Source organism: Mesorhizobium sp. WSM4906, from assembly GCF_029674625.1.
Taxonomy (GTDB): domain Bacteria; phylum Pseudomonadota; class Alphaproteobacteria; order Rhizobiales; family Rhizobiaceae; genus Mesorhizobium.
In genome coordinates, this window is record NZ_CP121355.1 from 467,682 (window position 1) to 481,982 (window position 14,301).

A 14,301-nucleotide genomic window follows, 5' to 3' on the forward strand; every position below is an offset into this window, starting at 1 on the left:
CGACAGAGCTGGCGGGTGCGATACGCTCAGCCGACGAAGGCGCGCTCCACGACGAAGCTTGCCGGATGGCTGAGCGAGCCTTCCTGGAAGCCGAGGCTTTCGGCGAGTTCCTTGACGTCCTTCAACATGTGCATCGAACCGCAGATCATGATGCGGTCGGTCTCGGGATTGAGCTTGTCGATGCCGAGGTCGGAATAGAACTTGCCCGAGCCGATCAGCGCGGTGATGCGGCCCATGCGCGCCGATTCCTCGCGGGTCGTCGAATTGTAGAGCGTGACACGGCCGCCGGTCAGCTCGCCGATCAGCGGATCGTTTTCCAGAGCCGCCACCAGCTCCTGGCCGTAGACAAGCTCGGCTTTGTCGCGACAGGTGTGGGTCAGGAAGACGTGGTCGAACTTTTCATAAGTCTCGGGATCGCGCAGCAAGCTGGCGAAGGGCGCGATGCCGGTGCCGGTCGAGATCATGAACAGGCGTTTTGCGGGCGTAAGGGCGTCGAGCACCAGCGTCCCGGTCGCCTTCTGGCGCATGATGACGGTGTCGCCGACCTTTATCTTCTGCAGCTCGGAGGTCAATGGACCGTCCGGCACCTTGATCGAGAAGAATTCAAGCTCGTCGTCCCAAGCGGGGCTGGCGACGGAATAGGCACGGAAGATCGGCTTCTCGGCATTGGGCAGGCCGATCATGACGAACTCGCCGGAGCGGAAGCGCAGCGACTGCGGGCGGGTGATGCGGAAGGAGAACAGCCGATCGGTGTAATGCTTCACCGATACCACCGTCTCGGCATAGACATTGGCCGGGATCGGGAACTGGACCGGCCTGGCGCCGGCGATGTTGACCGCGGATGTCGTGTTCATCAAACCCAACTTTCCGGCCCAGACGCGAGGTTCTGGCGCCAAACTTTTCCGTGCACGTCCGGACGGTCGGGTTCCGACGTGCTTCTCACACACTGCCAGCAGTAAGCCCTTGTGTTGGAAACTTATTAGTATACAAACGATCTTGGGGTCAAGATCGAGGCATAAAACACCTTTCCAAACTGGGACATGTCCGTAGTTTTAGCATTTCGGGTTTCGACAATGGATGAGAAATTTTCGGCGTCGGCGGGAAATGTTGTCGCAGGCATCGATGTCGGCGGAACCTTCACCGACCTGCTGCTGATCGACGGCAAGGCAGGCGGAAAGGTGCATATCGCCAAGACGCCGACCACGGTGGAGAACCAGGCATTCGGCGTGGTCGCCGCACTTGCCGCCACCGGCTTTCCGGTCGACGGTATCGACCTCATCGTCCATGGCACGACGACGACCACCAACGCCGTGCTGGAACGCCGGCTGGCCAGGACCGGCATGATCACCACGCGCGGCTTTCGCGACGTGATCGAGCTTGGCCGGCGCACCCGGCCGCAAGCCTATGGCATGACGGGCACCTTCGTGCCGGTCATTCCGCGCGATCTGCGACTCGAGGTCTCGGAGCGCGTCGAGGCGTCCGGCGCCGTTCGCGTCCCGCTCGACGAGGCGGAGATGCGCGATGCGGTGAAGCGGCTGCTCGCCGCCGGCTGCGAGTCGCTCGTCATCCATTTCCTGCATTCCTACGCCAACCCGGCGCATGAACGCCGCGCGGCGGAGATCGCGGCGGAACTCTGGCCGAACGGCCATATCACCACCGGCCATGCGCTGCTTTCGGAAGCGCGCGAGTTCGAGCGCGGCGTGACGGCGGCGGTCAACGCCTCGGTGCAGCCGATCCTGGAGCGCTATGTCGAGCGGCTGCGCAAGGAGCTGGCGGCGAAAGGCTATGCGCGCGACTTCCTGATCATGAACGGCAATGGCGGCATGATCTCGGCCCGCTTCGTCACGCAGGAATCGGCCAAGACCGTGATGTCGGGCCCAGCATCGGGCGTGATCGCGGCAGCCTATACCGGAAAACGCGCCGGCTTCGGCAATGTCGTCACCTACGACATGGGCGGCACCTCGACCGACGTGGCGCTTATCCGCAACGCCGAGCCCGCCGTCTCGAACGAGATCGAGATCGAGTATGCAATGCCGATCCATGTGCCGATGGTGGCGGTGCACACCGTCGGCGCCGGCGGCGGCTCGATCGCGCGCGTCGACGCGGCCGGCCTGATCCAGATCGGCCCGGAAAGCGCCGGCGCCAATCCCGGCCCGATCTGCTACGGGCGCGGCGGCACCGAACCGACCATCACCGACGCCAATCTGGTGCTGGGCCGGTTGGCGCCGAAGAAGCTGCTCGCCGTCGACAATCCGGTCACCGTCGAGCGCGTGACCGCGATCTTCGAGGACAAGATCGGCAAGCGCACCGGCCTTTCCGGCGTCGAAGCGGCGGGCGCGATCCTGAGGCTCGGCAACATGAAGATGGCGGGCGCCATCCGCATGGTGTCTGTGTCGCGCGGCCACGATCCGCGCGATTTCGCGCTGTTCGCCTTCGGCGGCGCCGGGCCATTGCACGCGACAGCACTCGCCCGCGAGCTCGGCCTGCCACGTGTGCTGGTGCCGGCGCGCCCCGGCATCACCAATGCGCTCGGCTGCGTCGTCGCCGATCTCAGGCACGATTTCGTCAACACGATCAACCAGCCGGTGGCGAGCCTCGACGAAGCGAAGCTTCGCGAGGTATTGGAACGGCACCGGAACGAAGGCGAGGCGCTGATCGCCAAGGAAGCGGTGAAGCCGGACGCGATCCGCGTCACTCATTCCGCCGACATGCAGTTCGTTGGCCAGACGCACATCATCAACGTGCCGCTGCCGTCCTCATCGGTGACGCGCGCGACGCTGCAGCAACTCTTCGAAAAGGCCTATTTCGCGCGCTTCAAGGTCGAGCTGCCCGAGATCCGCGCCAATCTCGTCAACCTCAATACCTCGGTCACCGGCGTGCGGCCGCAAATCGATCTGTCGAAGCTGATCGACCCGGCGGGGCGCGCGGCGACGCTCGAGGAGGCGCTGCGCGAAATCCGGCCGGTCTGGTACAGTGGGCACTGGCACGACACTCCGGTCTATGACCGCGAAAAACTGCCGCTCGATGCAACAATCGAAGGGCCGGCGATCCTGGAGCAGATGGACGCAACCACGGTGCTGGAACCCGGCGACCATGCGCGTTCCGACGCCGACGGCAACATCATCATCGACATCGGCGAGGCCTGACAATGCCAGTGCAAGGGGCAAAGCTCGACACGATCACGCTTTCGGTGCTGCAGGCGGCGCTGCAGCAGGTCTGCGACGAGATGGATCTGACGTTTTCCCGCGCGGCCTTCTCGCCGGTCATCGCCGAGGCCAACGATCGCTCGGATGGCATCTATTCGGCGGCCGACGGCTCGCTGATCGCGCAAGGCAGCCAGGGCCTGCCGGTGTTCGTCGGCGTCATGCAATATTCGACCAAGACGGTGATCGAGATGATCGCCGACGGCCGTTGCCTGGCGCCGGAGCCCGGCGACATCTATATCGTCAACGACCCCTATCTCGGCGGCACGCATCTGATGGATGTGCGTTTCGTCATGCCGGTCTATCGAAACGGCAAGATTTTCTGCTGGCTTTCCAACACGGGTCATTGGCCTGATATCGGCGGCTCTGTGCCGGGCGGCTTCTCGGCGTCGGCCACCGCAGTCGAGCAGGAAGGCTTGCGCCTGCCGCCGGTAAAACTGTTCAAGAAGGGCGTGCTCGACCCGGAAATCTACGCCATCATCTGCTCGAACATCCGCGTCGCCGACCAGCGCATCGGCGATATTCGCGCGCAGGCTGCCGCGTTGCTGATCGGCCAGGACAGGCTAAACGAAATACTGGATCGTTACGGAGACGAAACCGTCATCGAAGCGATCGCCGAATTGCGCCGACGCGCCGCCGACCAGATGCGCGCCTCGATCGCGGTGATACCGGACGGCGTCTATCGCTCGCAGGCCTTCGTCGATTCCGACGGCGTGGTGAACGAGCCGCTGACCATAAATCTGGCCATCGAGAAGAAGGGCGACACGCTGACCTTCGATTTCGCCGGTTCGTCAAAGCCCTGCGCCGGACCGATGAACAGCGTGCTGGCGACGACCCTGTCGTCGGTCTATCTCGCCATGCGCCATATCTTTCCCGAGGTGCCGATCAGCGCCGGCGCCTTCGAGCCGCTGAACGTCGAGCGGCCGGAAGGCACCTTCCTCGACGCGAAATATCCGCGCCCCGTATCGGGCTGCGCGGCGGAGGTCTCGCAGCGCATCGCGGAAGCGGTGTTCGCGGCGATGGTGCAGGCGCTGCCGGAGAAGGTGACGGCGGCACCCGCCGGCTCCAGCGGCAATTTCGCGCTCGGCGGCAACGATCCGGCGCGCGGGCGCGACTACGTGATGTACCAGATCTCGGGTGGCGGCTATGGCGGCAATGCCGGCCATGACGGCCTGAGCAACGGCTGCTCTACCATCGGCATTTCGAAATCGCCGCCGGTCGAGATCATGGAGCAGGCTTTTCCGGTTCTCTACCGGCACTACGCGCTGCGCGAGGGCTCGGGCGGCGCCGGCAAGCATCGCGGCGGCTTCGGCCTTGCCTATGAGGTGGAGATATTGCGGGGCGAAGCCCGCGCCTCCTTCGTCATGGATCACGGCCGCTTCGGGCCGCAGGGCGCGCTCGGTGGCAAGGACGGCGCGCCGAACAGCGTGACCGTATTTCGGGGCGGCGAAGCGCATGTGCCACCACATCTTTCCAAGGAGCAGGACATCGCGCTTAGGGCCGGCGACCGCGTACGCGTCGGCACGCCGGGCGGCGGCGGCTATGGCGATCCGCGCCAACGCGACCCGAGGCTGATCGCCGAGGATGTCCGGCTCGGCTATTATACGCCCGAACAGGCGCAGGAGATGTTCGGCGTGGATTGACGAACCGTCGGCCGGCTTGCAGGTATCGCGCCATTATATTCGATTTTATCTAAATCACATATTTCTAAAATACGAAGATTGGGCGGCGACTTTTAGAAAAGTCATGCTCAAGGAACAAGATAAAGCGTGATGGCAGTTCGAAGAAAGGTCATCTTGCCCCTCAAACCGACCCAACTGGATAAGAATATATTAAGCCCGCAACTATAAATAGAACCCCGGCGGAGCAGGGGCGTTCATGGGCTTGTCCGACGGGGTGCTTGAGGATGCGAGTTTGCAGAGCCTGCCGCGATCGCGGTCTGGCCAGCCGGCGGATGTCGCAAAACTAGACGGTGTTTCGCGTAAACTGCTCGCGCTCTGCCTCTTCTATATCCTCGGAGCGGCCCTGATCTGGCCGTCGATGTACTCGGACGTTGCGCAAATCTATCTGTCGGAACTCGTTGTCGGGGGTCCGATCTGTTTCTTCGCCGTGATGATCCCGGCGGCAATAATCATTTCGCCAAAAGCGCCGATCGGATTCATCGCGACTCTGGTTCGAGCGAACGGGATGCGAGCCGCACTCGTCGTGGCGGTCTTCATCCTGCTGCTTGCCGCATACACGACCTGCAAGGTGAACATCCCGGACATCGTGCCTTTCTATAGCGACAAAGCCTTGGCCGACCTCGACGAGCTCCTGCATGGTCAGGCGCCGTGGCAAATCGCGCATGCATTCGATTCCGACACTTTGGCGCTGCTCATAGGAACGGCCTATTCCAAGATCTGGTTTCTCGAATGGTTCGGCATGGTGTTCTTTGCGGCGCTGTGCTCCAATCAGCTGGTGCACCTGCGCTATCTCACCGCCCTTGCGCTCGTCACAATGGTGGTCGGAACGCTTCTGGCAACGCTGTTCTCCTCCGTCGGGCCTATCTTTTACGACGAATTCTTGGGCGGCGACCGCTATGCGGAGCTTCTGAAGGTGGTGAGGCAGCACAACGAGCTTGCGCTGCAATATTCCCACTACCTTCTTGCCAGCTACAAGGCCGATATGCCCGCGCTTGGCTCTGGGATTTCGGCCATGCCCAGCATGCACGTGGCGATCGCCACGCTGAACGCTTTCTACCTCGCACGACTCAACCGCTGGCTCGGCGCGGCAGGCTGGGCGTTCGCGATCTTCATCCTGTTCGGTTCCTTCTATACCGGCTGGCACTATGCCGTTGACGGTTACATCGCGATGCTGGTCGTCGCCGTGATCTGGCGACGCACCGCCGGCATCGCCGAAATCAAAATCGGCGCCTCCGGTACGACCGTGGATGCATCGGGCAGGCAGCCTTAAAGCTGCGTCGCGTCGAAACGGATTCGAGCGACGACGCTTTAAGCCAGCTTCGCCAGCAGCCGCAGGAAGGTCGCGGCCTCCTTGGCTGTCAGCGGCGCAAGGGTCTCCTCGGTGATCGTGCGGGCGAGCGGGATCAGCCGCTCGATCGCCTCGCGGCCTTCCGGCGTCAGATTGACCAGCAGCCGCCGCTTGTCGACCTCGTGCTTGGAAAGCTCGACCAGCCCGCGCGCCTTCAGCCGGTCGATGACGCCCTTCACGGTGGCGGCGTCCATGGCGATCAAGGCACCCAGCTGGTTCTGCGAGGTCTCACCGATATCGTAAAGCTTGGCCAAGGCAGCGAATTGCGGCGGCGTCAGATCGGCGATGTGCGAGGCGAAGATCGCGACATGACGCTGATGCGCCTTGCGCAGGATGAAGCCGACCTGGTCCTGCAGATGGTAGTTGTTTTCGTCCGGTTCTTCGCCTTCGACCAGGCGCAGCAGATTGTCCTCACCGCTCATCTCAGGCCGTCCCATGCCTTGATGTCCTCTGCCGCGAGGCCGCCCATGCGGTTATGAACGCGCGGACCGCAAGTCATGGCGAGGCAGAACAGGATCTCGTCGGGGCGCGGCCCGTCGCTGACGCCGACCTCCATGGCATCGAAATGGCTGCGCACATAGGCGGCGTTGATGTGGCCGAGCGGCACGTCGAGCCGCGCGCCGAAGGCGCCGACCTTCTTGGCCGAGGGCACGATGGCCTTGGCGTCGCCGAGGCGCTCGCGCATGGCATAGCCGCCCGGCACATGCCACAGCGCGCCGTGCTCGAGCTCGCCGGCCGTGCCGACGATGGCGCCCTTGCCGTAGCCGTCGATCTTTTTCACGTCGCCGCCAAGTGCCGCGATCAGCTTGTCGGAAAGCAGGAGCCCAAGCGGCTTCAGGTCCTCCATCGCGCCTTGCAGGTCCTCGACATAGCGGCCGGCGAACGGGTTCTTGACCACTGCGAGAGCGGCAGCGCGGCGGCGCGGCTCTTTGGCCACAGGGCCGCCGTCATGAAAAATCTCTTCGGTCAGAACCGCGACCTTACGGATCGGAAAGTCAGGCATGGGCAGTTTCCTTCGCATTATGCTTGTTGGGCGCGGCCAGCGCCACGGAACCACTGATACGGGACTGGCCCGCCAGGAACAGCGCCGCTGCGGCAATCAGGCCGCGCCGGCGAAAATCCTCGGCGACGGCAAGGCCATTGTCCAGCGCCTGCGCCACCTCGCCAGGTGCAAGCGCACCAACGCCTTGCGTCACCAGCCGATCGCCGAGATCGCTGTCGGGCGCGAGATCGCGCGCGGACACACGATGGATTGCCGGATGGAAAGGCAGGTCGACGGCGTTGGCAATCAGCGTCGCCGCAGCGTCCGCCTCGGCACCGCTCCGCGCGAGCACGGTGACGGCATCGGCGATGCCCAGCGAAAAGGAGCGGCCGCGCCAGCCGCTGGTGGCGACGCCGCGCACGCCGTCTTCGGCGCGGATGGTGATGCGGTCGGCCATGCCATGGCCGGTGCCGGCGATCGCCAGCACCATCGACTGGCCCCTGCCAAGATAGATGGCGCTGTCGCCGCCATTGTTGACATAAGCGCGATCGAGCCGGCGTCCGGCAAGCAACGAGCCGAGAACTTCGTCGGCTACGGAACCGGCAACGGCGGCCATCGGCGTGATGAAGCTTTCCGCCAACAGCGAAACAGCCACCTCCATACGCTGCGCCGTCGGGCCGGCGAAAGTACGCGGCCGCAGGGACGCCGGACGGCGCAACTCGGGAAGTTCTTCCACCAGCTCGTTCAAGATCGTCTGGAAGCGTTCGACAGCCTGGGAATAGGCGGCGCGGCGTTCACCCGCCTCGCCGAAGGCTTCGACGATCAGGTCTATCGGCCCATGATTGAGATGGAGCCGCCGGCCGTCGGCGAGCCAATGCGCCTGCGGGCCGTTCATCCCTCGGCTCCGTTGGCCCGGCCGCGGCGCAACTGCGCCAGCGGCGGCCAGGGATTGCCGGCAGGCGCGCCGGCGCCACGGCGCGGATTGAGGTATTCGCCGCCCTTGGCGAGGACGTCCTCGACGCTGCGGATCTCGCTTTCATAGCCGCCGAGCCGGACATAGTCGTCGCGGCGCATGGTGAACTCGATGGGGGCGACCAGCGCCGGCGTCGGTACATAGCCGAAGGCGCCTTCCGGCACACGGGTGACGTCGACCATCAGTGTGATGCCGCCGCCCGGCCAGACATAGACCGGCGCGCCGCCCACCGTCACATAGGTTTTCAGGCCCTGCACCGAGCGGGTGAGGTTGACCGGGTTCTCGGTGACGCCGGCGCGCAACGAGCCGCCGGCGCCGCCGATGAAGAGCACGGTGCATAGCGCCGGCTCGCAATTGTCCTCGATCAGGCCGACGGATTTCTGCAGCCGTTCCGGGAACGGCTTTTCGACCGGCCTCAGCTGCTCGTCGAGCTCGTAATAGGCGAACTGCTCGCCGGTGGTCGACACCATCATGAGCGACAGGCCGGGACGGGCACCTTTTTTGGCGTTCCAGTCGCCAAGGATCGACAGCGGATCGGAGATCGTGGTGCCGCCCCAGCCGAGACCTGGCTCCGACACCTTGAAATAGCGGCCGGGGGTCGAGCGGCGACCGATGATTTTTATCCCCGTATCTTCCCAGCCGAGCACCTTGCCGGCCTGGTGCTCGGAGACGACGCCGGTGATGTGGTCGTCGACCACCACCACCTCGTCGACCAGCCCGCGCCATTGCGTGGCGAACATGCCGATGGTGGCCGAGCCGCAGCCGACGCGCATGCGATGCTCGACCTTGCCGTCGATGACCGGCGCCTTGCCGGCCTCGACGATGACGGTGGCGCCGCCATCGATGGTGAGCTCGACGGGCTTCCTGTTGCAGAGATTGAGCAGCGCATCGCAGGTGGCGCGGCCCTCCGCCTTCGAGCCGCCGGTCAGATGATGGACGCCACCGAGCGACAGCATCTGCGAGCCGTACTCGCCCGTCGTCACATGGCCGATCGCCTCGCCTTCCGAACGCACGGTCGCCGTCTCGTCGCCGATGTGGCGATCGGTGTCGATCTTCACCTTGACGCCGCAGTAGGAGAAGATGCCTTCGGTGACGACGGTGACGAGATCGACGCCCTCGACCTCCTGGCTGACGATGAAGGGCGCCGGCTTGTAGTCGGGATAGGTGGTGCCGGCGCCGATCGCGGTGACGAAGCGGCGCCCGGTGTTGACCAGTTCGCCGTCCCACTCCTCGCCCTCGGCGATGAATGGCACGACCGCGCCGCCGGCCTCGGCCGCGTGGTCGAGGATGGTCAGCGGGTCCATGCGCACGATGCGACCGCCGACATTGCCGTAGCGATCGCAGGCGCCGGTGCGGCCGTCGGCGATGTAGCACATGACCGGGCAGGCATCGCAGCGGATTTTTTCCGCCACCTGCTTCTCGCCGGGATCATGGGTTTCGAAACGTTCGGCAAGCTCGCTCATAGGCGCGCCTCCTTTTCAAGGATCGCCGCCAGGATGCGGCTCGGCGTCGCCGGCACCTTGGTGATCAAGACGCCTGTGGCATGGCGGATGGCGTTGAGGATCGCCGGCGCCGTCGGGATCAGCACATGCTCGCCCAGACCCTTGGCGCCGAAAGGTCCTTCCGGATCCGGAATCTCGACCAGAATGTGCTCGATCGGCGGCACGTCGCCGATGGTGGGGATCAGATAGTCATGCAGGTTCTCGGTGCGGCCGGGGATGTATTCCTCCATCAGCGCCATGCCGATGCCCTGCGCGATGCCGCCCTCGATCTGGCCCTCGACCAGCATCGGGTTGATCGCCTTGCCGACGTCATGCGCGGCCGTGATCTTGATCAGCTTGACGGTGCCCAGCCTGAGATCGACCTCGAGCTCGGCGATCTGCGCGCCATAGCCATAGACGGCATAAGGCTTGCCCTGCCCTCTAGCGTCGAGCGGCAGCGTCGGCGGGTCATAGGTTTCTTCTGCTACGAACACCAAGCCGTCGGCATCGGCCTTCAGCGCCGACAGATCGACCCGCCGCGCCGCGTCGCCTTCGTGGATGGAGATATTCGCGCCATCGAGCGCGATCGTCGCCTGATCGGACACATTGGCAAAGCGCAGGATCTTTTCGCGCAGCGCGCGGCCTGCCTTTTCGGCGGCCTTGCCGGTCACAAAAGTCTGGCGCGAGGCAGATGTTTTGCCGGCGTCGGGCGTGATGGCGGTGTCGGCGCTCTTCAGCCGGAATTTCTCCAGCGGCAGGCCGAGCGCGTCGGCGCAGATCTGGGTGATGACCGTGTTGGAGCCCTGGCCGATGTCGACCGCGCCCTGGTGCAGGATGACCTCACCGGAGCCCGAGATGCCGACCTTGATGGTCGATGGATTGGGCAGCGAGGTGTTGCCGCAGCCATACCAGCAGGAGGCGACGCCGACGCCGCGTTTGCTTGCCGTGTTGGTCGCATTGAAGGCTTCCGCTTCGGCAAGCGCGCGCGACCAGTGCGGTTGGAGCGCTTCCAGGCATTCGCCAATGCCGACGCCCGACTCCAATCGCTGACCGGTGACCGTTTCGGAGCCGTTCCGAAGACAGTTCTTCAAGCGAAAATCAAGTCGGTCCATGCCCAGCTTGCCGGCGAGCTCGTCATAGAGCGTCTCCTGCATGATCGTCGCCTGCGGCACGCCGAAGCCGCGGAAGGCGCCGGCGATCGGGCCGTTGGTGTGGATCGCGTAACCCGTCGCCCGGTAGTTCGGCGTCAGATAGGGGCCGGAGGCGTGCACCGGCACGCGGTTGGCGACCGTCGGGCCCCAGCTGGCGTAAGCGCCGGTATTGAAATCGCCGGAGAACACCATGCCGGTGACGCGGCCTTCGGCATCGGCGCCGATGGTCGCCTGCATCTCGGCGGGATGGCGCTTGGTGGTCGACATCATCGATTCGTTGCGCGTGTAGGCGAGCGCCGCCGGCCGGCCAGTCTTCATCGCCACAAGGCCGATGAGGGGCTGCAGCGAGACGTCGAGTTTCGAGCCGAAGCCACCACCCGTGGCGGTCGGCACGATGCGCACCTTGTCGACTGGCAGGCCGAGCACCTTGGCCGTGTCATCGCGGTCCATATAGGGAGCCTGGGTACAGGCGACGACAACGAGCGTGTCACCGTCCATGTAAGCATAGCCGGCTTCGGGCTCGATATAAGCGTGCTCGACGAAGGAGGTTTCAATGGTGCCGGACGCGGTCACGGCGGCGCCGGCGAGCGCGCCGTCTGGATCGCCGCGTTCGACATAGCCGGAGGTGAGCAGGTTTGCCGGGCGGTGCTTGTGGATCAGCGCAGCGCCGTCGGCCCTCGCCTCGCGTGGATGCAGCAGATGCGGCAGCTCCGTCCAGGCGATGGGGAAATCCGTCAGGTCGAGATCGAGGATCGCCTCGCGCTCGCCCGCCACCAGCGCCACCGCCTCGCCACGGAAGCGCGCGAAGCCCTCGGCAAGCGCCGGCTGGTCGGCAAAGGGCCCGATGACGCCGAAGCAGTTCTTGCCCGGAACATCGGCGGCGGTGAAGACACCGGCGATGCCGGGATGCGCGTCCGCCCATGCCCACAGGTCACCGAAGCTGAAGCGGGCATGATAGTGCGGCGAGCGAACCACAAGCACGGCAAGCGCATCGGCCGGGAAGCTGTCGCCGCCAAATCTTTCGCCGCCGGTGACCTTCGGCACGCCGTCGAGGCGGATCGGCGAGGCGCCGACAGCGTGGCCGACGTCGGGCGAGCGATAATCAAGATCTCGGTCCAGCCGGCAAGGTTGGCGCTGCCCCTCACCCTTACCCTCTCCCCGTGAAGGACGGGGAGAGGGGAGCGTCAGCGCTGGAGCGCTTCCCTTCTCCCCGTCACTATACGGGGAGAAGGTGCCGGCAGGCGGATGAGGGGCGGCGCTGACCTTCGGCGGTTCGCCATCGAAGCTCGCAGCATCCATCACCGCGGCGATGATCTTTCTGTACCCGGTGCAGCGGCAGAGCACGCCGCCCAGCGCATCCTGCGTCTCGGCCTCGCTCGGCGTCGGGTTGCGCTCCAGAAGCGCAGTGGCCGCCACCAGCAGGCCCGGCGTGCAGATACCGCACTGCGCGGCGCCGTGCTCCAGGAACGAGGCCTGCAGGGCGGACAGCCTGCCGTTGGCGAGGCCCTCGACCGTGGTGACGGACGCTCCGGAGACGGAGGCCGCCGGCACCAAACAGGCGCAGACGGGATCGCCGTCGAGCAGCACCGTGCAGGCGCCGCAATCGCCGGCATCGCAGCCGACCTTGGTGCCCGTCAGCCGCAATTCGTCGCGCAGAACCTGCGACAGCCGCCGCACCGGCGGCACCGAGACGCTGACGGCGGCGCCGTTGACTTCGAAGGCGATGTCGGCGCGCTGCATAGCAGGCTGGACCATGCCGGGCTGGGCCATGCTCATGCCGCCACCTTGCTTTCGCCGAGGCCGACGGCGGCGCGCACGGCACGCGCAACGATCTCGCGCCCCGCACCCTGCCGATATTCGGCGCTGCCGCGCACGTCACCGATTGGCGACAGTTCGTCGATCGGCGCGGACAGCACTGCATCGGCAAGCGCGGCTGTCGCGGGTTGGCCGCGAAGGACCGTCTCGACGCCGGCAAGACGGCGGGCAACGGCCGAGCAGGCGCCGACGGCGATCGCCGCATCGGCGACCGCGCCGTCCGCGATCACGAGGCGAGCTGCCGCCATGGCGATCGAGATGACGAGATAGCGCCGCGCGCCGAGCTTGACGAAGGCCGACGCGCCGGCGGCGGAAGGCTTCGGGACACGGATGGCGGTGACCATCTCGCCGGGCCGCAGCGCCGTGCGGCGATTGCCAAGGATGAATTCGCCGAGCGGCAGATGGCGGGTCGCCTTCGCCGAGCGCAATTCGACTTCCGCCTCGAGCACCAGCAGCGCCGGCACGCCATCGGCGGCGGGCGAGGCATTGCAGAGATTGCCGGCGACGGACGCGACATTCTGGATCTGAACGGAGCCGACTTCGCGCGCGGCCGCCTTCAGCGCATCGAACGCCGCCGGCAGCGGGTGGCGCACGATGTCGGTCCAGGTAGTGCGGGCGCCGATCCGCCAATGATCGTCCGTCTCGACGATGCCGCGCAGCGCGGCCAGGCTATTGATATCGAGGACATTGTCGCGCAAAGGTTTGGCGCCCTGCGCCGGATAGAAATCCGTGCCGCCGGCAAGAATGCGCCAGCGGTCCTCGCCAAGAAGAGCGAGCGCCTCGTCGACCGTGGTGGGTTTCGCGTAACGGATCACGCCTTGCCTTCCCGAAAAGGGGCCTTTCCGAGGGAACCTGCCGGCGCCGAGCGTGGGCAAATTCATTCGTATGCAAATGATATCAACTTCGCCGCAATTGTCAAAGCGGAGGCTCTCGCCACGGCTTTGTTATGCCTGTAGAGGTTGACGCAGCCAGCCATCTGGTCGAGGGTCTGCCTCCGGTCGCGTCAGCGGCATCTGATTGGAGCCCGAGCCGAACCGAAGGGGAGCCCATGGCCGACGAAGCGCTCATCGTCATCGATCTGCAGAACGATTTTTGCCCCGGCGGCGCGCTGGCGGTTTCCGGCGGCGACGAGATCGTGCCGCTGGTCAACGACCTGATCCGGCGGACCGAGCATGTCGTGCTGACGCAGGACTGGCATCCCGCCGGCCATTCGAGCTTCGCTTCCAGCCATCCCGGCAAGCAGCCCTTCGAATCGATCGAGATGCCCTACGGGCCGCAGACGCTTTGGCCGGATCACTGCATCCAGGGCAGCCTCGGTTCCGATTTCCATTCGGGCCTAGCATGGACCAAGGCGGAACTGGTAATCCGCAAGGGTTTCCGCACGGCCATCGACTCCTATTCGGCCTTCTTCGAGAACGATCATACGACGCCGACCGGCCTCGCCGGCTATCTCAAGGAACGCGGCATCGATGCCGTCACGCTGGTTGGGCTCGCCACCGATTACTGCGTCGCCTATTCGGCGCTCGACGCAGTAAAGCAGGGCTTCAGGACGACCGTGCGGCTCGACGCGTGCCGCGGCATCGACCTCAACGGCTCGCTCGACACGATGATCGCGCTCATGCGCGAGGCCGGCGTGACGCTCGAAGACCATTTGGCGGACTGATCC

11 protein-coding genes are annotated in these 14,301 nt (G+C 65.3%); 4 read left to right on the forward strand and 7 right to left on the reverse strand.

Annotated features, from left to right (window positions below; all coding sequences use genetic code 11):
- Nucleotides 1-26 precede the first annotated feature (26 nt).
- Complete coding sequence (locus QAZ22_RS02115; RefSeq protein ID WP_278075068.1) at nucleotides 27-854, reverse strand: ferredoxin--NADP reductase; 828 nt, start codon at nucleotides 852-854, stop codon at nucleotides 27-29.
- 219 nt (nucleotides 855-1,073) lie between these two features.
- On the opposite strand from QAZ22_RS02115, the gene QAZ22_RS02120 reads away from it, so the two are divergent.
- From QAZ22_RS02120 to QAZ22_RS02130, 3 genes are all read left to right on the forward strand, one after another.
- Nucleotides 1,074-3,146, forward strand: a complete 2,073-nt coding sequence (locus tag QAZ22_RS02120; protein ID WP_278205334.1) for a hydantoinase/oxoprolinase family protein — start codon at nucleotides 1,074-1,076, stop codon at nucleotides 3,144-3,146.
- A 2-nt stretch (nucleotides 3,147-3,148) separates the two neighbouring features.
- Nucleotides 3,149-4,846 (forward strand): hydantoinase B/oxoprolinase family protein, encoded by a 1,698-nt coding sequence (locus QAZ22_RS02125; RefSeq protein WP_278205335.1) that lies wholly within the window; start codon nucleotides 3,149-3,151, stop codon nucleotides 4,844-4,846.
- A 544-nt stretch (nucleotides 4,847-5,390) separates the two neighbouring features.
- On the forward strand, nucleotides 5,391-6,155 hold the full coding sequence (locus tag QAZ22_RS02130) for a phosphatase PAP2 family protein (RefSeq protein WP_278205336.1): 765 nt from the start codon (nucleotides 5,391-5,393) through the stop codon (nucleotides 6,153-6,155).
- A 38-nt stretch (nucleotides 6,156-6,193) separates the two neighbouring features.
- Here QAZ22_RS02130 and QAZ22_RS02135 read toward each other — a convergent pair whose 3' ends face one another.
- Genes QAZ22_RS02135 through QAZ22_RS02160 form a run of 6 tightly spaced genes read right to left on the reverse strand, consistent with a single transcriptional unit; the run spans nucleotide 6,194 to nucleotide 13,450 of the window.
- Nucleotides 6,194-6,655 carry a MarR family transcriptional regulator gene (locus tag QAZ22_RS02135; RefSeq protein ID WP_278207768.1) on the reverse strand — a complete coding sequence of 154 codons (462 nt, stop codon included), beginning with the start codon at nucleotides 6,653-6,655 and terminating at the stop codon, nucleotides 6,194-6,196.
- Complete coding sequence (locus QAZ22_RS02140; protein WP_278205338.1) at nucleotides 6,652-7,236, reverse strand: amino acid synthesis family protein; 585 nt, start codon at nucleotides 7,234-7,236, stop codon at nucleotides 6,652-6,654. Before QAZ22_RS02140 ends, QAZ22_RS02135 begins: the two co-directional genes overlap by 4 nt.
- Complete coding sequence (locus QAZ22_RS02145) at nucleotides 7,229-8,110, reverse strand: UPF0280 family protein (RefSeq protein WP_278205339.1); 882 nt, start codon at nucleotides 8,108-8,110, stop codon at nucleotides 7,229-7,231. The genes QAZ22_RS02140 and QAZ22_RS02145 overlap by 8 nt, the downstream gene beginning before the upstream one ends.
- The gene (locus QAZ22_RS02150; RefSeq protein WP_278205341.1) at nucleotides 8,107-9,651 is read right to left on the reverse strand and encodes a 6-hydroxynicotinate reductase; all 1,545 of its coding nucleotides are present in this window, start codon (nucleotides 9,649-9,651) and stop codon (nucleotides 8,107-8,109) included. The genes QAZ22_RS02145 and QAZ22_RS02150 overlap by 4 nt, the downstream gene beginning before the upstream one ends.
- Nucleotides 9,648-12,596 (reverse strand): molybdopterin-dependent oxidoreductase, encoded by a 2,949-nt coding sequence (locus tag QAZ22_RS02155; protein WP_278205342.1) that lies wholly within the window; start codon nucleotides 12,594-12,596, stop codon nucleotides 9,648-9,650. Before QAZ22_RS02155 ends, QAZ22_RS02150 begins: the two co-directional genes overlap by 4 nt.
- Complete coding sequence (locus QAZ22_RS02160; RefSeq protein ID WP_278205343.1) at nucleotides 12,593-13,450, reverse strand: xanthine dehydrogenase family protein subunit M; 858 nt, start codon at nucleotides 13,448-13,450, stop codon at nucleotides 12,593-12,595. Before QAZ22_RS02160 ends, QAZ22_RS02155 begins: the two co-directional genes overlap by 4 nt.
- A gap of 233 nt (nucleotides 13,451-13,683) precedes the next feature.
- On the opposite strand from QAZ22_RS02160, the gene pncA reads away from it, so the two are divergent.
- Nucleotides 13,684-14,298, forward strand: a complete 615-nt coding sequence (gene pncA, locus QAZ22_RS02165; RefSeq protein ID WP_278205344.1) for a bifunctional nicotinamidase/pyrazinamidase — start codon at nucleotides 13,684-13,686, stop codon at nucleotides 14,296-14,298.
- Nucleotides 14,299-14,301 lie beyond the last annotated feature (3 nt).